The 20,258-nt window shown below is 33.4% G+C and carries 21 protein-coding genes; 9 read left to right on the top strand and 12 right to left on the bottom strand.

The window, feature by feature from the left end; all coding sequences use genetic code 11:
* Window positions 1-74: 74 nt before the first annotated feature.
* A complete protein-coding gene (gene thrC, locus AC23MC_RS08090) occupies window positions 75-1,364 on the bottom strand; it encodes a threonine synthase (protein WP_487567972.1) in 1,290 nt (429 codons plus the stop codon).
* 141 nt (window positions 1,365-1,505) lie between these two features.
* Between thrC and AC23MC_RS08085 the strand changes: the two genes are divergently transcribed.
* Window positions 1,506-1,736: a hypothetical protein gene (locus AC23MC_RS08085; RefSeq protein WP_487567973.1), complete on the top strand. Its 231-nt coding sequence runs from the start codon at window positions 1,506-1,508 to the stop codon at window positions 1,734-1,736.
* On the opposite strand, the gene AC23MC_RS08080 is transcribed toward AC23MC_RS08085, so the two are convergent.
* The 5 genes from AC23MC_RS08080 to AC23MC_RS08060 form a co-directional block, all read right to left on the bottom strand.
* Window positions 1,737-2,471, bottom strand: coding sequence for a DUF6048 family protein (locus AC23MC_RS08080; protein ID WP_487567974.1), 735 nt, complete (start codon window positions 2,469-2,471; stop codon window positions 1,737-1,739).
* Window positions 2,446-2,955 (bottom strand): DUF6452 family protein, encoded by a 510-nt coding sequence (locus AC23MC_RS08075; RefSeq protein ID WP_487567975.1) that lies wholly within the window; start codon window positions 2,953-2,955, stop codon window positions 2,446-2,448. Before AC23MC_RS08075 ends, AC23MC_RS08080 begins: the two co-directional genes overlap by 26 nt.
* Complete coding sequence (gene rlmD, locus AC23MC_RS08070) at window positions 2,955-4,367, bottom strand: 23S rRNA (uracil(1939)-C(5))-methyltransferase RlmD (RefSeq protein WP_487567976.1); 1,413 nt, start codon at window positions 4,365-4,367, stop codon at window positions 2,955-2,957. Before rlmD ends, AC23MC_RS08075 begins: the two co-directional genes overlap by 1 nt.
* A 109-nt stretch (window positions 4,368-4,476) precedes the next feature.
* Entirely contained in the window at window positions 4,477-4,920 is a 444-nt protein-coding gene (locus AC23MC_RS08065; protein ID WP_487567977.1) for a hypothetical protein, read from the bottom strand.
* Window positions 4,921-4,995: 75 nt separating this feature from the next.
* Window positions 4,996-5,463, bottom strand: a complete 468-nt coding sequence (locus AC23MC_RS08060) for a hypothetical protein (RefSeq protein WP_487567978.1) — start codon at window positions 5,461-5,463, stop codon at window positions 4,996-4,998.
* A gap of 205 nt (window positions 5,464-5,668) precedes the next feature.
* Here AC23MC_RS08060 and rocD point away from each other — a divergent pair, with 205 nt between their 5' ends.
* A complete protein-coding gene (gene rocD, locus AC23MC_RS08055; protein WP_487567979.1) occupies window positions 5,669-6,952 on the top strand; it encodes an ornithine--oxo-acid transaminase in 1,284 nt (427 codons plus the stop codon).
* Between the two features lie 40 nt (window positions 6,953-6,992).
* Here rocD and AC23MC_RS08050 read toward each other — a convergent pair whose 3' ends face one another.
* Together AC23MC_RS08050 and AC23MC_RS08045 are read right to left on the bottom strand one after the other, a co-directional pair.
* Window positions 6,993-7,319 carry a CCC motif membrane protein gene (locus AC23MC_RS08050; RefSeq protein ID WP_487567980.1) on the bottom strand — a complete coding sequence of 109 codons (327 nt, stop codon included), beginning with the start codon at window positions 7,317-7,319 and terminating at the stop codon, window positions 6,993-6,995.
* Window positions 7,320-7,344: 25 nt separating this feature from the next.
* Window positions 7,345-7,623, bottom strand: coding sequence for a DUF2752 domain-containing protein (locus AC23MC_RS08045; protein ID WP_487567981.1), 279 nt, complete (start codon window positions 7,621-7,623; stop codon window positions 7,345-7,347).
* Window positions 7,624-7,727: 104 nt separating this feature from the next.
* Here AC23MC_RS08045 and AC23MC_RS08040 point away from each other — a divergent pair, with 104 nt between their 5' ends.
* Both AC23MC_RS08040 and AC23MC_RS08035 read left to right on the top strand, forming a co-directional pair.
* Window positions 7,728-7,913 (top strand): hypothetical protein, encoded by a 186-nt coding sequence (locus tag AC23MC_RS08040; RefSeq protein ID WP_487567982.1) that lies wholly within the window; start codon window positions 7,728-7,730, stop codon window positions 7,911-7,913.
* On the top strand, window positions 7,900-8,460 hold the full coding sequence (locus AC23MC_RS08035; protein ID WP_487567983.1) for a Smr/MutS family protein: 561 nt from the start codon (window positions 7,900-7,902) through the stop codon (window positions 8,458-8,460). Before AC23MC_RS08040 ends, AC23MC_RS08035 begins: the two co-directional genes overlap by 14 nt.
* A 7-nt stretch (window positions 8,461-8,467) precedes the next feature.
* Here the strand turns inward: AC23MC_RS08035 and AC23MC_RS08030 are convergent, their stop codons facing one another.
* The gene (locus AC23MC_RS08030) at window positions 8,468-9,511 is read right to left on the bottom strand and encodes a hypothetical protein (protein WP_487567984.1); all 1,044 of its coding nucleotides are present in this window, start codon (window positions 9,509-9,511) and stop codon (window positions 8,468-8,470) included.
* 121 nt (window positions 9,512-9,632) lie between these two features.
* Here AC23MC_RS08030 and AC23MC_RS08025 point away from each other — a divergent pair, with 121 nt between their 5' ends.
* The 4 genes from AC23MC_RS08025 (at window position 9,633) to AC23MC_RS08010 (ending at window position 14,781) form a co-directional block, all read left to right on the top strand.
* The gene (locus AC23MC_RS08025; RefSeq protein WP_487567985.1) at window positions 9,633-11,732 is read left to right on the top strand and encodes a glycoside hydrolase family 97 protein; all 2,100 of its coding nucleotides are present in this window, start codon (window positions 9,633-9,635) and stop codon (window positions 11,730-11,732) included.
* 192 nt (window positions 11,733-11,924) lie between these two features.
* Complete coding sequence (locus AC23MC_RS08020) at window positions 11,925-13,049, top strand: cysteine desulfurase family protein (RefSeq protein WP_487567986.1); 1,125 nt, start codon at window positions 11,925-11,927, stop codon at window positions 13,047-13,049.
* Window positions 13,050-13,086: 37 nt separating this feature from the next.
* Window positions 13,087-14,106, top strand: a complete 1,020-nt coding sequence (locus AC23MC_RS08015) for a quinone-dependent dihydroorotate dehydrogenase (RefSeq protein ID WP_487567987.1) — start codon at window positions 13,087-13,089, stop codon at window positions 14,104-14,106.
* Window positions 14,107-14,175: 69 nt separating this feature from the next.
* Complete coding sequence (locus AC23MC_RS08010; RefSeq protein WP_487567988.1) at window positions 14,176-14,781, top strand: LysE family translocator; 606 nt, start codon at window positions 14,176-14,178, stop codon at window positions 14,779-14,781.
* A gap of 61 nt (window positions 14,782-14,842) precedes the next feature.
* Here AC23MC_RS08010 and AC23MC_RS08005 read toward each other — a convergent pair whose 3' ends face one another.
* The 3 genes from AC23MC_RS08005 to AC23MC_RS07995 form a co-directional block, all read right to left on the bottom strand.
* Entirely contained in the window at window positions 14,843-15,328 is a 486-nt protein-coding gene (locus AC23MC_RS08005; protein WP_487567989.1) for a hypothetical protein, read from the bottom strand.
* Window positions 15,329-15,419: 91 nt separating this feature from the next.
* Window positions 15,420-15,764, bottom strand: coding sequence for a hypothetical protein (locus tag AC23MC_RS08000; protein WP_487567990.1), 345 nt, complete (start codon window positions 15,762-15,764; stop codon window positions 15,420-15,422).
* 98 nt (window positions 15,765-15,862) lie between these two features.
* A complete protein-coding gene (locus tag AC23MC_RS07995) occupies window positions 15,863-17,878 on the bottom strand; it encodes a DUF349 domain-containing protein (protein WP_487567991.1) in 2,016 nt (671 codons plus the stop codon).
* Window positions 17,879-18,230: 352 nt separating this feature from the next.
* Between AC23MC_RS07995 and AC23MC_RS07990 the strand changes: the two genes are divergently transcribed.
* A complete protein-coding gene (locus AC23MC_RS07990; protein WP_487567992.1) occupies window positions 18,231-19,790 on the top strand; it encodes a T9SS type A sorting domain-containing protein in 1,560 nt (519 codons plus the stop codon).
* Window positions 19,791-20,258 lie beyond the last annotated feature (468 nt).

Here is a 20,258-nt window from a genome sequence, read left to right as displayed (position 1 = left end):
CAATGTACTTTTTGTTGTTTAATTTGAATCATGAAAAAATGTGGTATTTAGTTGTTTTGGAATTTGAATTTGGATCAGATTAAAAAATCTTTTAAATCATCGTAAGATTTGATTTTTAGACTCTTTTTTTCTTTATTTAAAACACTTTCAATCTGTTTTGGAATAGGTAATTTTAACTCTAAAGTTGATTCAACAATATCCGAAAATTTAATGGGATGTGCTGTTTCTAAAAATATTCCGATGCAATTTGGCTTATTGGCTAATTCTTTCTTTAGCCCCAAATAACCTACTGCACCATGAGGTTCTGTAATGTAATTGAATTTTGAATATATTTTTTTCATGATTTCTATTGTTTCATCATCTGAAAAATGATACGATGAAAAATCATTTTTAAAAGCATTCATATCATTGTTGTATAATTCCTGAATTCGAATAAAATTGCTCGGATTTCCAACATCCATTGCGTTTGATAAAGTAGCTTTAGAAGTTTTTGGAGTATATATTCCGGTTGTCATAAATCGAGGAACTGTATCATTTTCATTGGTTGAAGCAACAAAATGTTGAATTGGTAAGCCTAATTTTTTTGCTAAAATAGCGGCACAAATATTTCCAAAATTACCGCTTGGAACAGAAACAATAAGTGGTTTATTATGCTTTTTCAACTCTTTATAAGCAAAAAAGAAATAAAACATTTGTGGTAACCATCTGGCAACATTGATAGAATTGGCAGAAGTTAAATTTTTATGAGCTAAATCTTCATCCAAAAAAGCTTTTTTTACCATATCTTGACAATCATCAAAAACACCATCAACTTCTAATGCGGTAATATTTTGACCCAGTGTAGTTAATTGACGTTCTTGAACATCACTTACTTTTCCACTTGGATATACTATAACGACTTCAACATTTTTTACTCCTAAAAAGCCACTAGCTACAGCTCCGCCGGTATCTCCTGATGTTGCTACCAAAATGGTATTTTTTTGTTCTGATTTTTTTTTGTTAAAGTAAGCCAGACATCTCGCCATGAAACGTGCACCAACATCTTTAAAAGCCATTGTTGGACCGTGGTATAATTCTAATGAAAAAATATTTTCGTCAACTTTGGTTAATGGAAATTCAAAATTTAAAGTTTCAGCAAGAATTTGTTTTAAATCGTTTTCAGGAATTTCGTTTCCAACAAATTGTTTTATCGCTGCAAATGCAATTTCAACATTAGTGAATGTTTCAATTTTATCAAAAAATGAAGCAGGTAGTGGATTTATTTCTTCCGGAAAATATAAACCTTTATCAGAGGCTAGACCTAAAATTACAGCATCTTCAAAGGAAACAGTTGGAGCAAGCTTGTTTAAACTTTTATAGTGCATCGAATAGAATTGTTTTTTGGTAAAAATCATTAAAACTGATTCGTAAAAGTAAAATAAAACTTTTAATCTTCACAGAAAGTTATAAAAATTACGACAAAAGGATAAATTTAAAATTTTGTAGCTTTGTTGAAATTAAAAATTATGAGTCTTAAAACAAAAGCATTTGTATTTCAATTGATTTCTTTTGCACTATTTTTCATTCCTTTACGCATTGCAATTGATTATTTTACTAGCTTAGAGAGATTTTGGCCACCTTTTATTGCTTTTATAATTACGCTAATTCTAGCCCCGAAGTTTCAAGTTGCTAAAACAAAAGACGGCGAACAATTATTTATGAAATGGATATTTTTAAGAGGAGTAAGATCAATTTAATTATTTTTTGATTTCTTCTGCTTTTGGTTGAATTTTTTTCTTATAAATTGGTATAAAATAGGAAAGTGTATAATTAAAACCAACTCCAAATTTGCCTTCATAAGTTTTGTTGAATCCGGGAATATAAAGGTTGTCAAATCCAGAAGGCTCTTTGTTTGCAATTAAATAATTTATTCTGAAGCTAAATCCGGCATAAAAATTTGAAAACATTTCTGCTTTTACCCCAGCAACAAATTCTCCCCATTGTGCAGATAGTCCATCAAATTTTCTACCTGAAGTAATGGTTGGTGTTTCACCAAAATATGGATTTGGATTATATACTTTATAAGTATTTAATTCTTGAGTAAATGTGCTTGCACCAAATCGCAGACCTACATAGATAAGGTTTTCCATATCTAACCAATTTTCATAAGCATTGTAGTCAAATCCCACTTTAAAGTAGGTTCCTGAAGTTGTAAAATTTACACGATCATCATTTTTTGTTTTGTTTTCATTACCAATTTCTGCGGCTAAATAATAGTTTTTTGTTAAACGATAATCTCCAACAATTTCAAGACCTCTGTAATCATCTTCATAAAAACTTCTGGCTAATTTAAACGCATCAATACCAATACGAAGTCCGTAACGTTCAGTTTTTACAGGAGTAATTAGGCTATCTTTCTTTGTTTCCTGTGCAAAAATAGCTAGTGAAAACAAAAACAAAAAAAAACTAAAAATACATTTTGATATGGACATCTTCTTCGGTTTCAACATTAGTTTTTACTATTTCATAATTTTCAATCCAATAGATAGTGTCTCCTAATGGATTTTCTTTAAGTAGACCATTTGCTAGGTTTAGATTAAAAAAACTTTTAAATCCGCAGGCTCTAGACACATAAATATCGTTTACGCTATAATTAAACCGAATTAAATCGGTGTTGTTGGCTGCCGTGCTCGCAGTAGAATTAATAGTAAAACTATAGTTTGTAAAATTTTCATTTGTTTTTAGAGGTAATTCAATCGTGTCAACCTGATTAAAATCAATTGAAGTAGCAACACCTTCGCCTTGTACTTTTAAGTTAGCAACTAATTTTCTAACTGTGCTGTTTTCGATACTATAAAATTCAATGATTAATCGAGGAGTGGTTGGCGTTCCATCTGCACAAATGTCATCCTTTTCACAACCTGAAAAAAAGATGGTTATGAGTAATAAAAAGAAAATTTTCAATCTGTTTTTCATTATTTTTTTTCTAAAAGTACAACATTTTCAACATGATGCGTTTGCGGAAACATATCCACAGGGCGAACACGAGTAACTTTATATAACGAATCCATTAAAGCCAAATCACGAGCTTGGGTGGCCGAATTACAGCTTACGTAGACCACTTTTTCTGGTGCAATTTTCATAATTTGTTCTACAACTACTGCGTGCATCCCATCTCGTGGTGGATCTGTAATAATGACATCGGGTTTTCCGTGAGTGGTAATGAATTCGGCGTTAAAAACCTCTTTCATATCACCCACAAAAAATTCGCAGTTGGTAATGTTGTTGCGTTTTGCATTTTCTTTGGCATCGGCAATCGCTTCAGGAACGGCTTCTACACCAATTACTTTTTTCGCTTTTTTAGAAACAAATTGAGCAATTGTTCCGGTTCCGGTATATAAATCATACACCAATTCATTTCCGGTTAATCCGGCAAATTCGCGGGTTATTTTATAAAGTTCATACGCTTGTTCAGAATTGGTTTGATAAAAAGATTTGGCATTAATAGAAAATTGTAATCCTTCCATTTCTTCCAAAATGTATTCTCTACCTTTGAATAATTTAATATCTTGGTCGTACAAAGTATCATTTGCTTTTCCGTTAATTACATAAAGCAAAGAGGTGATTTCAGGGAATTTTTCCGAAAGAAAATTCAACACCAATTCACGTTGCGTTTTGTTTTCTTTGAAAAACTGAATCAGTACCATGACTTCACCGGTTGAAGTAGTTCTAATCATCAACGTTCTCAACAAACCGCCATGATTTCGAGCATTAAAAAACGGAATGTTATTTTGTGTAGCGAATTGTTTTAATGAATTTCTAATTGCATTGGAAGGATCTTGTTGTAAATGACATTTTTCAATATCCAGAATTTTATCCCACATTTTTGGAATATGAAATCCTAATGCATTTTTGTCTTGAATTTCATTGTCGTTCTGAATTTCATTTTCGGTAAGCCATCGACTATCTGAAAAAGAAAATTCCATTTTATTTCGATAGAAAAACTGTTTTTCTGAACCTAGAATTTGTTCAAATTCCGGTAATTCAATTTTTCCTATTCGCTTTAGATTATTAAAAACTTCGTTGTTTTTATAAAATAATTGTTGGCTGTATTTCATATTTTGCCATTTGCATCCGCCACAAACTCCAAAATGCTGACATTGCGGTTCAACACGATGCTCGGAAAGTTTGTGAAAATGAATTGCTTTGCCTTCAAAATAGGATTTTCTTTTTTTGAATGTTTGCACATCTACCACATCGCCCGGCACGACATTCGGAATAAATATAACTCTTCCATCTTCAGCTTTGGCAACAGAAACGCCTTTTGCTCCGGCATCTAAAACGGGTACTTCCGTAAATATAATTTTGTCTGTATTCTTTCTTCCCATGGGGCAAAAATAAGTTATTAGATACTAAAATTTTAAGGTGTTGTGAATTTTTTACAATAAAAAAACGCCTTTGCTAAAAAGACGTTTAAATTTATATTGTTTTTAGGTTTTAATATATAATGTCGAAGGAACCTTCGGTTATATTCATAGTCCCGCCACCATCACTACTTAAAGAGCCGAAAAAAGTGCCTTTGTACTTGCCGTTTGAATTTTCAGTTACGTTTGAGCCTTGTGTGTCATTTCCATAATAAATTCCTTCATTAATATAATAAACACCCCAAATAATATCTCCTGTAACATCGTACTGTGATCTAAGTTCGAGAGTTTTAGTGGCATCACCACTCATTGTTGCAGTTACATATATGTCATTGTATGAAATATTTGTCTCAGGATCAGTTTCAGGAACAATATCTACACTAATAATATTGAATTTTAGTTCAACATTATTAAATTTTGCACGGATAAAATTAACTTCTGATTTATCATCGTCAGACGAACAAGAATATACTCCAATCAGAGCAAAAGTTAATATTAATAAAATTTTATTTTTCATAAAAAAGTTTATTTAGTAACACAAATATAGTATTTTCTTATGAATTGTTTAACATACATCTGATAAAAAATGTTATTAATGATCTATATCAAAAATGCCATTGATAACTGTAATGGTTTGACCATTGTTGGGCTCTATTAAAACTCCTGAAAAAGTTCCTTTTAACTTGTTTCCAGAACTTTCTGTAACTAAAGTTGTAAAGGCACTATTATCTTGAACGTAAGTAAAACCATTAACAGTAATGTTGAAACGCCAAATAGATTCTGCTCCCATTAATCCTTCTTCTGCAATAAACTCAATGGCATTAAGAGTGTTTTGAGTATTGTAACCTAAGACTTTAATATCTGTCCATTCAAAACCGGTTTCTTCATTAGTATAAGGTTGTTTTGTAATAACAAGGTTTTCAAATTTAATAAGTTCGCCATTAATTGAAGCAGTAACACTGTTTGATTCAACTGTTGATGGAATGTTGTCATCCTCATCAGAACAAGATGAAACTGTAAAAAGAAAAAGAATCGGAATGATAAGTAAAATATTTCTCATGTTTTATTGGTTTTTATAAAAATACCAAGAAAGCATAAATTTTAAAAATCTATTCGACAAACGGTATGAAAAACTCGTTATTATAATTTTATTTTGTTTTGTACGCAAACGTTTTCAAAGAATATTGTTTATTTTTGTTACTTATTTGGATGATTTCTCTCCATCAAGTAGGAATTGATATGTATCGCATTTAAAATTTATTACAATGTCAGTTTTAGAAAAAATCAATTCAGAAGAATTAATTGCTTTAGAAGATCAGTATGGTGCTCATAATTATCACCCATTACCGGTTGTGTTGAGCAAAGGAAAAGGAGTTTATGTTTGGGATGTGGAAGGAAAAAAATATTATGACTTTCTTTCAGCTTATTCGGCTGTTAATCAAGGTCATTGTCATCCAAAAATCGTGAATGCTTTGATAGAACAAGCTCAAACCTTAACTTTGACTTCAAGAGCTTTTTATAACGATAAGTTGGGTAAATATGAAAAGTTTATCACAAATTTATTTGGTTTTGATAAAGTTTTGCCGATGAATACCGGTGCAGAAGCCGTTGAAACCGCACTTAAAATCTGCCGTAAATGGGCGTATGAAAAGAAGGGTATCGATGAACATCAAGCCGAAATCGTGGTATGTGAAAACAACTTTCACGGAAGAACTACCACGATCATTTCTTTTTCAAATGATGAAAATGCACGCAAAAACTTTGGACCTTATACCGAAGGATTTATAAAAATTCCTTACGACAATTTAGATGCTCTAAAGAGTGTTTTAGAGAATAATAAAAATATAGCAGGATTTTTAGTTGAACCAATTCAAGGTGAAGCAGGAGTTTATGTACCGTCTGAAGATTTTATTTCAAAAGCCAAAGCATTATGTGCAAAACATAACGTTTTATTCATTGCTGATGAAGTGCAAACCGGAGTTGCAAGAACGGGTTCTTTATTATCGGTTTGTGGTGATTGTGGATGTGAAAGCAAATGTGAAAGAAATCCGGAAACCTATTCAAAACCTGATATTTTGATTCTTGGAAAAGCAATTTCAGGTGGAGTTTATCCTGTTTCGGCAGTTTTGGCTGATAATGATGTTATGAACGTTATTAAACCCGGTCAGCACGGCTCAACATTTGGTGGAAACCCTCTAGCAGCAGCAGTTGCCACAGCAGCGTTAGAAGTGATTCAAGACGAAAAGTTAATTCAAAATGCACGTAGATTAGGAAAACTTTTTAGAAGTGAATTAAACAAATATATTAAAAATAGTAACATTGTTACTTTAGTAAGAGGAAAAGGTCTTTTGAATGCCATTGTGATCAATGATTCCGAAGAAAGTTCAACCGCTTGGGATATTTGTATGAAACTAGCCGAAAACGGTCTTCTAGCAAAACCTACACATGGAAACATCATTCGTTTTGCACCACCTTTAGTAATGACCGAAGAACAATTGCTGGATTGTGTTTCTATAATAATTAAAACACTGAAAGAATTTGAAAGATAAAAAAAAGCCACTCTAAAGTGGCTTTTTTAGTAAAACGATATTATTGGTTTTGAAGTTGATTTATTAATTCTTCGTATTGTTCCATGCTTTCGGCAAATTTACCGGTAGCCAATAAGAAAATTAAATAAATCACAAAAATTGCACTAATAACTAAGCTGATAATATTAACTATTTTCCAGGTTTTTAAAGCACCAAGATCATACACATCAGGACTTTCGGCATATAATTTTTCGTCTTTGTTGGCTAAATACAACCCAATTCCGGCTAAGATTAACCCAAGTACTCCATTTGTACAACAACAGCCTATAAATGAAGTTATTCCTAAAATCATTATTGCTGTTTGATTTGGTAATTTTTGTTTTTCCATAATTTAATTTTAATTTATTGGTTGATTAATAATATAAGAGTTTATAAAAATAAGAAAAAACCATTATAAATGCTGTTACGATTCCAAAAAAGACAATTATTTTATGATAACTTCTTGATTTATCTATCAAGCTAACACCGATGAATAAAAAAAACAAAATCATCGAATAGATTGCCGGATACATATAAAAAGCAGCTTCAAACTCTCCTTTCATTAGTAAAACCAAAGAACGTTGAATACCACATCCAAAACAATCGACGCCAAATAATTTTTTTGATAAACAGGGAAGCATATAATCTTCCATAATTTTATAATTTTAAGAATACAATTTTACAAAAAAAAGAGATTGATTTTTCATTGTTCCATTTTTAATTTTAATCTTTACCTTTGAAATCAAAACTTTTCCAGATGAAAAAAATAGTTATTCCAATCATTCTAATTGCAGTTTTTTTTGCTTTTTATACACCCAAAGAAAGTAGTAATTATTCTATTTATATCAAAGTAGTGGCTATTGTAATTATCATGATAGGGGTAATGAAATTAATGCAAAAAGTGCCAAGTAGAAATCAAGAAAATAAGGATGATGAAATTTAATATTGGTGATAAAGTAGCTGCTTTAGACGAAGCTGTTTCAGGCATAGTAGTTTCAATCAAAAATGAACAAATTGAACTAGAAACTGCTGATGGATTCTTGATGACATATTTTGTCAACGAGTTGATTAAAGAAAACAATACCAGTGAATTAAGTGGTTTTATATCAAGAGAAAAAGTAAGTAATGCTATCAAAGAAAAGACCGAGCCAATCAAGCGAAATTTCACTAAAGAAAAGAAATCTAAGAAGGATGAATTTGTGTTGGAAGTAGATTTACATATCGAAAAATTAGTTCCTTCCAAACGCGGAATGAACAATTATGATATTCTAAATCTTCAAATGGAAACGGCAAAAAGACAACTCGAATTTGCTCAAAAAAACCGCATACCCAAAGTCGTTTTTATACACGGTGTTGGCGAAGGCGTTTTAAAAGCAGAACTCGATTTTTTATTAGGTCGATATGACAATATTTCTTTTCAAGATGCCAATTATCAAAAATACGGATTGGGTGCAACCGAGGTGTATTTTATTCAAAAGAAAATGGTTTAACTAGTTTTTAAAGAAGAATTACAAACTCTCCAAACTCATAAGTATCACCCAAATTAAATGAAATTTGTAATTCCGGCGAACCAACTACTTTTGTCATCGTCACATTTTTAAGTGTGATTTTATGACGATGACCAATAACCGGACTCTGGTTATCTGTCGGAATTTCATATTCAATGGTTGTTGTAACTTCAATAATTCCGCTTGTTCCTGAAACACCATTTTCAGCATAAAACTCTTCAATGGGAGTAGGAAAGGTTGGGGTTGCTGATAAACATAAAAACTCATTACTAATAATTCCGTTATAAAAAATAAGTTTAAGAAAATTAGAAGTGCCATTCATCAAGGCTGTTCTTGGTTGATCTTCAGGCGTAACTTCTGCTATAAATAAGTTTGGATCAATACGAAGTGTCATTGCCTGCGGAGGGATATTTGCAGGAGTTGTTGAGCCTATAACGGGTATTTTAAATAAAAACGAATTGTCATTGCCACATTTAGCAATATTTACATCAAAATCCCCTTGTCGCAAAGATGATGTAACATAATCTCCAAAAACCAACTCAGTAAACAATTGTTGGTTTCCGTTTCCGGTATCAAAATTCACATTTCGCAATACTACAGTGTGGGTATATCCGCTTATTTCAGTTGCATTTGTCTCTTCATCAACTTCCTTGTTTACAGATGTTGTAATTTCAATATTTCCGGAAAGTGCATTCCATTCTGCAGAAACTGTTGGTGTAGCGGGAGGTATTGTGGTGCAAATAACATTATTCGTTAAAACACCGTTATAAAGCCTATAAATAACTCTGTTTGCTCCAGAAATGTTGATAATTCTAGGTTCTGTAGGCGTAATCGTATTTATAAAACTGCTTTCAGGAATTTGAATTATAAGCGTTTCATTATCATTAATTTTATAAATAAAAAAACCGGTTTCGCCAGTATTGCACGAGGTAGAGTTGGCATCAGCAAAATCAAATGACTCAATGTTAAAATCACCATCATCACAAGCGTTTAACGAAAGCAAAAGCACAAAAAAACCGACTATTTTTTTCATAGAAATGTCAAAATTATAAGCAAAAATAGGATTTTTAATTTCACTAAAAAGCATTTAAGTTTAATTAGTATGATTTTAACCATATTTCTTATCTTTGATAACTTCATATAAATTAATAAAAATGAAAAATTCTATCGTTTGTTTCTCTCTTTTTTTTACACTAGCCGTTTTCGCTCAACCACTACAATCACCTGACAAAAACTTTGAATTGAATGTTTCTCTTAACGCAAAGGGAAAACCAACATACAATTTAAAATATAAAACTAAAATGGTTGTTCAAAATAGCAACTTAGGGTTGATCCTTAAAAACACTGAACCTTTGAATGAAGGCTTTGAAATAATAAATACAGAAACAACCAGTTTTTCAGAAAAATGGTCTCCGGTTTTAGGCGAAGAAAAAGAAATTTTAAATCAGCATAATCAATTAAAGATTGAACTTCTTCAAAAAGCAACCGGTCGAAAAATGAATTTAGTTTTTCGATTATTTAATGAAGGATTGGCTTTTCGCTACGAAATTCCTTCACAAGAAAAGTTAAATTATTTTGTAATTTCTGATGAAGAAACGCAATTTTCATTAACAGGAGATCACAAAGCATTTTGGATTCCGGGTGATTATGATAGCCAAGAATACAACTATAATGAAACAAAATTATCGCAAATTGATGTTGATAAATTAGAAATGAATAACGGAATTGGGATGAAAGGACCAATGACCAAATCCCGAATTCAATCGCCGGTTATGATGAAATCTGCCGATGGATTATACCTCAATATTTTTGAAGCTGCAGTTGTCAATTATCCAATTATGCATTTGGATGTGAATACAAAAACATTTCTAATGCAATCGCATTTGGTTCCAAACGCCATTGGCGATAAAGCCTATTTACAAGCTCCGGCCAATTCACCTTGGAGAACTATTATGGTGAGTGATGATGCACGAACTATTTTAGCCTCAAAAATGGTTTTAAATTTGAATGAACCATCCAAAATTGAAGATACTTCTTGGATTAAACCAATGAAATATGTTGGAATTTGGTGGGAAATGCACGTCGGCAAAGCCACTTGGGATTATGCCGGTTCACAAAATGCACAAATGGCTCAGGATGCCGAATTAAAACCAACCGGAAAACATGGAGCGACCACAGAAAATACTAAAAAATACATCGATTTTGCTGCTAAACATGGTTTTGACGGTGTTTTAGTAGAAGGATGGAACGTTGGCTGGGAAGATTGGTTTGGCAATTGGAAAGAAAATGTATTCGATTTTGTCACTTCCTATCCTGATTTTAATGTGGAAGAAGTACAAAAATATGCCGAATCAAAAGGAGTTAAGATGATTATGCACCACGAAACATCAGGTTCTGTATCAAATTATGAAAGAAGATTAGACCGTGCGTATTCCTTTATGAAAAAACATAATTATGATGCTGTGAAAAGTGGCTATGTTGGCAAAATCATTCCAAGAGGCGAATGGCATGACGGTCAAGCAATGGTGAATCATTTTAATTATACCGTAGAGAGAGCCGCTGAATATAAGATTATGGTTAATTCACATGAATCATCTAGACCAACTGGTTACCATAGAACGTATCCCAACTACATTGCGGCAGAAGCGGCTCGAGGCAACGAATTCAATGCGTGGAGTGTTGGAAATCCACCAGCTCATGAAACGATTTTACCATTTACACGTTTTCTTGGTGGTCCAATGGATTATACGCCGGGAATTTTTGAAATCAAAATGAGTCATTATGATGCCACAAAAAAAGAACAAGTTCACACCACGTTAGCAAAACAGTTGGCGTTGTATGTAACGATTTATAGTCCGTTACAAATGGCAGCCGATTTACCGGAAAATTACGAACGTTATCCCGATGCATTTCAATTCATCAAAGATGTGGAAGTAGATTGGGATAAAACCGAAATTTTAGAAGCTGAGCCCGGAGATTATGTCACAATCGCCCGAAAAACAAAAGGTAAAGAATCGTGGTTTTTAGGAGCCATTACTGATGAAAATCCGAGAAACACCGAAATTTCGCTGAACTTTCTAACTCCCGGAAAAAAATACAAAGCCACCATTTACCAAGATGGAAAAGATGCTCATTGGGAAAAAAATCCGAAATCCTATTCCATCAAAACCATCGAAGTAACTTCTAAATCCAAATTAAAATTAAATTTAGCAGCCGGTGGCGGAACAGCGATTAGTTTCTTTCCCTTGAATTAATTTTTGTCATTCCGAAAGATGACGAAGTCGAAATAGGACACGAGCGATAGCGAACTGGCGAAGCAATCTCCTGCGAAGCAGGGAAAAATTAAGGAAGAGAATCTTAATTCAATTTTTTGTCATTCCGAAAGATGACGAAGTCGAAAAGAGGAATCTCCCGCCAAGACGGGTCAAAAAACAGCAAACCAATAAATGAACAAAATATACTTCGATAACGCCTCAACAACCCCCATCCGTCCCGAAGTAATTCAGGAAATGGCCAATGTGATGCAAACTGAATTCGGAAATCCATCTTCCACACACAGTTTTGGTCGTGGTGCAAAAGTGATTTTGGAATCCGCCAGAAAAAGCATTGCAAAACAATTAAATTGCTCGGCACAAGAAATAATCTTCACTTCTTCCGGAACCGAAGCAAACAACTGGATTCTGCGAAATGCGGTAACAAAAATGGGTGTTCGACGAATCATTTCAACCAAAATTGAACACCATGCAGTCTTGTATCCCATTTTAGAATTACAAAAAGAATTTGGAATTGAAGTTGAATTTCTAACAATCATGTCTAACGGCCAAATCGATTATTTGCAATTAGCCACTTTGTTGGAAGATCCAAAACCTACTTTAGTAAGTTTAATGCACGTGAACAATGAAACCGGAGTTGTGGTCGATTTGAATCGAGTAGGAGAGTTGTGCAAAACACGCAATGCCTATTTTCATTCAGATACAGTGCAATCTATCGGTAAAACTGAAATTGATTTACAAGAAATTCAAGTTGATTTTTTAGTAGCGAGTGCTCACAAATTCCACGGTCCAAAAGGAATTGGTTTTGCTTACGTAAAGAAAAATACAATTATTTCACCTATGATTTTTGGTGGCGAACAAGAAAAAGGCCTTCGTGCCGGAACCGAAGCCGTTCATCAAATTGCCGGAATGGCTAAAGCATTAGAAATAGCTTATCAAAATTTGGATGAGGAAAGAAATACTATTTTTGAGTTGAAAAAATATACGATTGAAAAATTAGTGCATCAGTTTCCTTCCATTAAATTCAATGGTGGATATGAAACGTTTTATTCAATTCTAAATGTCCAATTACCATTAGCTCCAGAAAAAACAGCGATGATTTTATTTGAATTGGATATGAAAGGAATCGCCGTTTCACGAGGAAGTGCTTGCCAATCCGGAAGTATCAAGCCTTCGCACGTGTTGGCCGAAATTTTATCGGAAGAAGAACTCAAAAAACCTAGTCTTCGCATTTCGTTCAATCATCAAAATACCAGAGAAGAAATCGATTATTTTATTTCGTGTCTAGCAGCGATGTAAGTCAGAATGATTAATTTTGCCCAACAACACAACCATTATGTATAAATTACTGATTCGACCGATTTTATTTTGTTTCGATCCGGAACAAGTGCATCATTTTACGTTTTCACTGATTCGGTTTTTAAATAGAATTCCGGGTTTTGGAAAGCTTTTTCAATTAATTTATGAAGTTAAAAACCCAAAATTAGAGCGAGAAGTATTTGGTTTAAAATTTAAAAATCCGGTTGGTTTAGCTGCCGGTTTTGATAAAGATGCCAAATTATACCAAGAATTATCCAATTTTGGTTTTGGTTTTATTGAAATTGGAACCTTAACACCAAAACCACAAGAAGGAAATCCTAAAAAGCGTTTGTTTCGATTAAAAGAAGATTCGGCCATAATTAACCGAATGGGATTTAACAATGGCGGAGTTGATGAAGCGGTTGAACGATTGAAAAAAAATAATGGCGTTTTAATTGGTGGAAATATCGGTAAAAATAAAAACACGCCCAACGAAGAAGCAACGTTGGATTATGAAATCTGTTTTGAAGCTTTATTTCCACATGTTGATTATTTTGTGGTGAATGTGAGTTCGCCCAACACACCCAATTTAAGAGCTTTACAAGACAAAGAACCGTTGACACACTTATTGCAAACTCTTCAAAATCTGAATTTACAAAAACCGAAACAAAAACCAATCTTACTCAAAATTGCACCCGATTTAACCAACGAACAATTATTGGATATTATCGATATCATCAATGAAACCAAAATTGCAGGTGTAATTGCCACGAATACGACGCTTTCACGAGAAGGATTACAATCCGAAAACAAAGCCGAAATGGGTGGACTCAGCGGAAAGCCATTAACCAACCGTTCTACTGAAGTGATTCGTTTTTTGAGTGAAAAAAGCAATAAATCCTTCCCAATTATTGGCGTTGGCGGAATTCACTCTGCCGATGATGCGATTGAAAAGTTGAATGCCGGAGCAAGTTTGGTGCAACTTTATACCGGATTTATTTATGAAGGACCAAGTTTGATTAAGAAGATTAATGAGCGGATTTTAAGTAATAATTAAATTTATCTGTTTTCAGTTGTCTGTTGACCGTAAACCCTAACTGAATATTGCCACTACAAACTGCAAACTATGTTTACTACTTTCCTTCTCGCATCCATCGCCTTAACACTCTCACCGGGACCAGACATACTGTACGTCTTAACCCAAAGCATCTCTAACGGAAAAAAGTTCGGAATTGCCACAGCTGCCGGTTTAGTTTCCGGAATTTTGGTGCATACCACGTTAATTGCTTTAGGAGTTTCGGCAGTCATTAAACAATCTGAACTAATTTTCACCGGAATAAAAATAATTGGAGCATGTTATTTACTTTGGATTGCTTTTCAAGTTTACAAAGCTCCCGCCTCTATAGATTTGAAAACCAATAACAATAGTAAGAGCAACTTACTTTCATTATTCAAGCAAGGTTTTATAATGAATGTGCTTAATCCAAAAGTAACTTTATTTTTCCTAGCTTTCTTTCCTGGTTTTATCGATGAAAAATTAGGAAACGTAACACAGCAAATCTATCTACTTGGCTTTTTATTTATGCTTCAAGCATTCGTTATTTTTTCTTTGGTAAGTATTTTAGCCGATAAACTAACTATTTTTATTCGCTCTAATCAGAATTTTGCTGTTTTTTTGAAATGGTTTCAAATTGTGGTTTTTATACTAATTGCAGTGTTGATTTTAATTTAAATAAAAAATCCTTTTCCGATGTAAATCAGAAAAGGAAATTTCCACAAACAAATAACTACTATTAAATTGCTTTTTTAATCACATCAAGCCATTTTTCTGCTAATTGATTATCTCTAAAATGTGTGATTTGAATTGGTTTTTCATATTCAAAATCATAAAACTTAAAAGGAATTCTGGTTTTGTCTGATTTTTTTTCCAATACAACTTCAACTTTTGTTACCAATTCTTTTCTGGTTGCAGCTTGCGATTGTTCAACTTTTCGGTGAATTTCACAGTGACCAATTTCTTTTAAATCGGCAAAAGTTACCAGTTCAGGTTTTGCATTCAAATCAATTAAGACTAACTTTTTATTTTGTTCGTCAAAGGCAACAATTTTGTTATTAATACTCTCGCGAACAGTGAAAGCCTTTGAATTTCCTTGACTATATTGTTTTAAAATGTTTTCAATTTTAGATTTATTGATATTTTGATTTCGTAATAACAAAGCGATAGGTAGAATTGTAATCAATACTAATCCCAACCCAATTAATGTGGTAGATGTTTCCATTTTTTTGATTTTTTAAATTATTGAATGATAATGAAGTTTGCTAAACAAATAATGTAAAGCAGCTGAAATTAAACTGATAAAACAGATTTAATCACCAAAAAAAATGATAAGGAAACAAGAGTCTCGATACTTTCTCACAACGATTGTGGTCTTGTCTCGATAAAAATGAAGTAAATTTTGAAAGGAAAAACGTTTTACTTTCCTCAAATACAAAAGGTAAAAACGAAATTAAAAAAGTAGAACTTTCTTTAACAACGCTTTGAAATTGATGTTCTGCAATGGTTTGCTTCGTGCCAACAACTTTAACCGTTTCTATAGAACGAACAGTTTGCGAAGCTGGAGCACTATTTTCTGCAAAAAAAGTATTGTCTTTTGCACTCCAAACAAAGAGCATCAAAAGACTGGCTAACGCAATACTATTTTTAAACCATTTCACGATGCAAATGTATTATTTACTTTTAATCAATCTGTTATTTTTTCCATAAAAAAAAACCATCCTGAAATAGAATGGTTTTATATGTAAAAGTTTTGAAACTATTCCTGCGATAAATTTCGCAATTGTTTCAATTTATCTTTCCACGTTTGCAATTCATCTTTGTGTTTTTCGATGTTTTTGAAAACTTCTTTCACAAGCGGATTATCTTTTTTGGCATGCGTGAAAAATTGTATATTATTTTCCAACTGAAAAATTTCTGACTGTACTTCTTCAATTTTACGAATAATAAAAATCTTTTCGCCTTCCAATTTTCTACTGTCATCCGATCCGGCTAATTGTTCTAATTTGTTAGAAAAACGCATCATATCGCCATCTTTCTTGCTCAAACTTAGTTTTTCAAACAACGCATCCAGAATTTTATTGAACTTTCCTTCAATATGTCTTCTTGAAAACGGAACTTTTCCAAACGATTTCCATTGTTCTATATGAGCCTTAATTGCATCTAAATCGGTTTTGTGATCGCCAACCAATTCAAAATCTTTCATCGAATCCAAATACGCTTTTTTCTTGTCAAAGGCTTCAATTTCCTCCGAATTTGCGTCATTTCTAGTTGCTTTCATTCTGTCAAAATACTCATTACAAGCATCTTTAAAGTCTTTCCAAACTTTATCAGAATATTTTCTCGGAACATGACCAATTTGTTTCCATTCCTCCTGAATTTGTTTCATTAGCGGAGTAGTGGCAGCAAAATCTTCGCTTGCACTCATGGCTTTTGCTTTTTCAACCAAAGCCAATTTTTTATTCAAATTATCGCTTTGTTCCTTTTTAATATCTTTATAAAACGAATTTTTGTGCGAATTAAAATTGCGAACAGCAGTTTTAAATTCTGCCCAAGTATCTTCATTCACTTCGGCTGGAACTTTTCCGGCAGAAAAGAAAGAATTGCGTAAAGCTTCTACTTTTTCAATATAACCTTGCCATTGCGAGTGAACAGTAACTTCCACTTTTGCAAACTCTTCAATTTCAGCAATAATGGCTTTTTTACGTTCTAAATTGGCAACTTCTTTTTCACGTTGATTAGCAAATAAACCTTCGCGTTTATCGTGCATTTGTTTCGTTAACGCACTAAATTGATTCCAAATTTCTTCACGGTGTTCTCTATCCACCGGTCCGATTTCTTCTTTCCAAAGACGATGTAAATCTTGTAATTCTCTGAAAGCTTTGGTCACATCTTCTTCATTAACCAACTCTTCAACACGAGCTATAATTTTTTGTTTTTGCTCCAAATTGTGTTTAAAATCTAAATCTCTGGCTTCACGATCCAAATGCAAATAATCATAAAAATTTTCTACATGAAAATGATAATTATTCCAAACATGGTTATACTTATCTCTCGGAATCGGACCAATATTTCGCCATTCTTCACGCAATTCATTAAAGTGTTTCAACGTGTCTTTAATGTTTTCTTGCGGATTAATGAGGTTTTTAATCTCTTCAACAATTGCTAATCGTCTGTTTAAATTAGCTTGTAAATTGTTTTGCAAACTTTTAAAATGAGCATTTTGCTTTCCTTTAATCAGTTTGTATAACGAATCAAATTTTGATTTCAAAGGCAAATGATACTCAAACTCCTCCGTAGTATCCGGATTTTCAGCTATAAACTCATCCCTTTTTTCATCAATAAAATGAGTATATTTCGATAAAAATTCTTTCTTTATTTCCTCAACATGTTCCTTGATAGACATGACTTTTTCAACTGTAGAAAGTTTTTCAAGTTCATCAACCAACGCTTCCATCGACATCGAGTGATAATCCAACAACGGAATATCATGGCGGTCTTTCAACGTTTCATCTTCACTTTCTTCTGCATTCGAATCGTCAATAGCATTCAACGCTTTTTGATGCTCACTTTCCGTTTCAGGAGAATCGTCAGCCAATTCTTCGGCAGAAATTTCAACTACAGATTCTTCCTCAATCAGAGTAGAATTTTCTGTATCAACTTCTTCCGAAACTGCTTCTACAGTCTCTTCCACTTCGTTTTTCAAAACGTTTTCTTGGTTTCCATCTGTCTCATTCTCAATTGGTGACAGGTTATCATTCTTTTCTTCTAACATTGTAATAAAGGGTAATGTTCATATAATAATGGCGAAAGATAATAAAGTGTTGGCAAAATTCAAAGAAATCAGACTTTTAAAGTTGTTTTTAGTTTTTTGAGAGCGAATGGCTCGGGCATTTTCAGCAATCCATTTTCCCGCAATCCGCTCTATCCCGCCGAGGCGGGGATGCCGCTTCTTTCGGGGCTAGAAAGGAGATGTAGTTGGGTTTCAGTTGTTTTTTCACGTCTTTATAATTCAGGCTTTTAACTCACACATTTTCAAACAAAAGTAGAACTGTACTTTTTATAACGTAATGGTTTCAATACATTTGCATTTCATAAAACGAATTTTAATCTTTCAATTTTAAAATATGCGATATAGCTTCAATTGGTTAGTTGTTTTCCTTTTTGCCTTTGTAACTTTACAAGCACAAGTGTTAGACGAAACATTTGGAACAGATGGTTTGGTTACCACCAACGTAAATCCCAATTTAAATATTGAAACTTTACAAGCCCTTTTGGTGTTAGAAAACCAACAAATTTTAGCAGGAGGCACAGACAATACCAATGGATTTATAGTTCGCTATAACCAAAACGGAACGTTGGATACAACCTTTCAAAACAACGGCATTCTGCAATTACCCGTTATGAGCATCCTCAATTTTATTCAATTATCGCAAACCGAATATTATATTTTAGCTCTTAAAAAAGGTACAGATTCGTATTACAATTTTGTCATAGGAAAAATGGATGCCAATGGCAATTTAGACACAACTTTCGGAACCAATGGTTTGCGAGAATATAACTTAGGCACTTTTTCAGACGATATTGCAGCCGATTTCACGCTTCAACCGGACGGAAATATGGTAGTTGTAGGTCATACATCATTTGGCAACAATTCATTAACACAAATTTTTGTTGCTCGTCTTTTGCCAAATGGAGATTACGACACGACGTTTAGCACAGACGGAAAAGTATTTGTAGAAATGATCGATCACCGTCAACGTTTAAATGCGGTTTCCATTCTTCCCGATGGTCGAATTGTGGGTACCGGAGAGGTAACATTAACAACAGGTTCAAATCAAAACCGAATTTGTGCAGTCCGCTTGTTGGCAAACGGTAACCTGGATACAACTTTTTCAGAAGATGGTTACACCTATTTTAATATAGAAACAATAGGAGCATCCGGCAGCGATTCGCATGTGCTCATGCCAGACAATAGTTTGATTATTGGTGGCTCTTGCTATTCGCCAAACAATCCTGGTGTAATCCGCAATTTTGCTTTGGTCAAGTTAACAGAAAGTGGCGAATTCGACACAACTTTTGGAACCCAAGGCAATGTAATTTCGTTAATTCCGTCGCACTATTCAACAATCAATCAATTGGTGCAGTATGAATCACACCTATTTGCAGTAGGCTATTCCTATCAAACAAACGTAGGGAATGAAAACTTCACGTTAGCAAAATATACATTAGATGGCACGCAGGTCAACGATTTTGGCGAAGAAGGCTTTTTAATCACAGACTTTTTTGGCTTTGCCGACTTTGGCTATAAAATAATTATCAGTAGCGATGAAATTCTAACAGCGGGTTTTGCTTCCACCAGTAGTTTTCCCACCAATCGCTATTTTGCGTTAGCCCGTTACACCGATGACAATTCGTTGCAACTACCCACACTCACCAACCCGTCAACGGTACTGGTTTACCCAACTGTTTTTTCAGAAACCATACAACTGCAAGCCGCCACCGAAAACCAAACAATAGCCACCATTTACGATTACACCGGCAAAAAAATACATTCTGCCCCGCTAATGCTCACCCAAAACCCAACCTCGTTAGATTTAAACAAACTAGCCCCAGGAGCCTATCTCTTGCAGCTAAACCTTCAAAACGGAGAAACAGTGCATGTGGAAAAAATCTTTAAACGATAAGTTAGTTAATGTGGCAATTAGTCAATTGGACAATGTGGCAAAGAGCCAATTGATCACAATCTTATCATGTTGATAGAAGGAGGAATCAATATAAACCGCACGTACCTATGAAGCTTTGGGACTCACCTAAGGAAAGGGGCGACAAGATGTGGAAATGACTAACTCCTATAAGAATAACTATACCGATTAATGAATAAATCCAATGATAGTGCTACTAGTTAGTACTAAACCTGCTGTACAAGTGTTTTTTATTGAAGCTTTACACTAAACAATTCTGTCACCATTGATGCTTTATCCATGCTTTATCTATACATTATCTACGGACTATCTACGGACTATCTACGGACTATCTACGGAGTATCCAGGTTTCAAGTTTCAGGTTTCAAGTTTCATGACCCGTCCTAAAATAACTATACAAATTAATAAATAAATCCTATTATAGTTATACAAATATAATTCTTAATCCTG

The sequence above is a fragment of the Flavobacterium sp. T50_26 genome, from assembly GCF_057652995.1.
The sequence above is the reverse complement of the archived record's forward strand: the minus strand, read 5'-3'. Positions and strand labels throughout refer to the sequence as shown.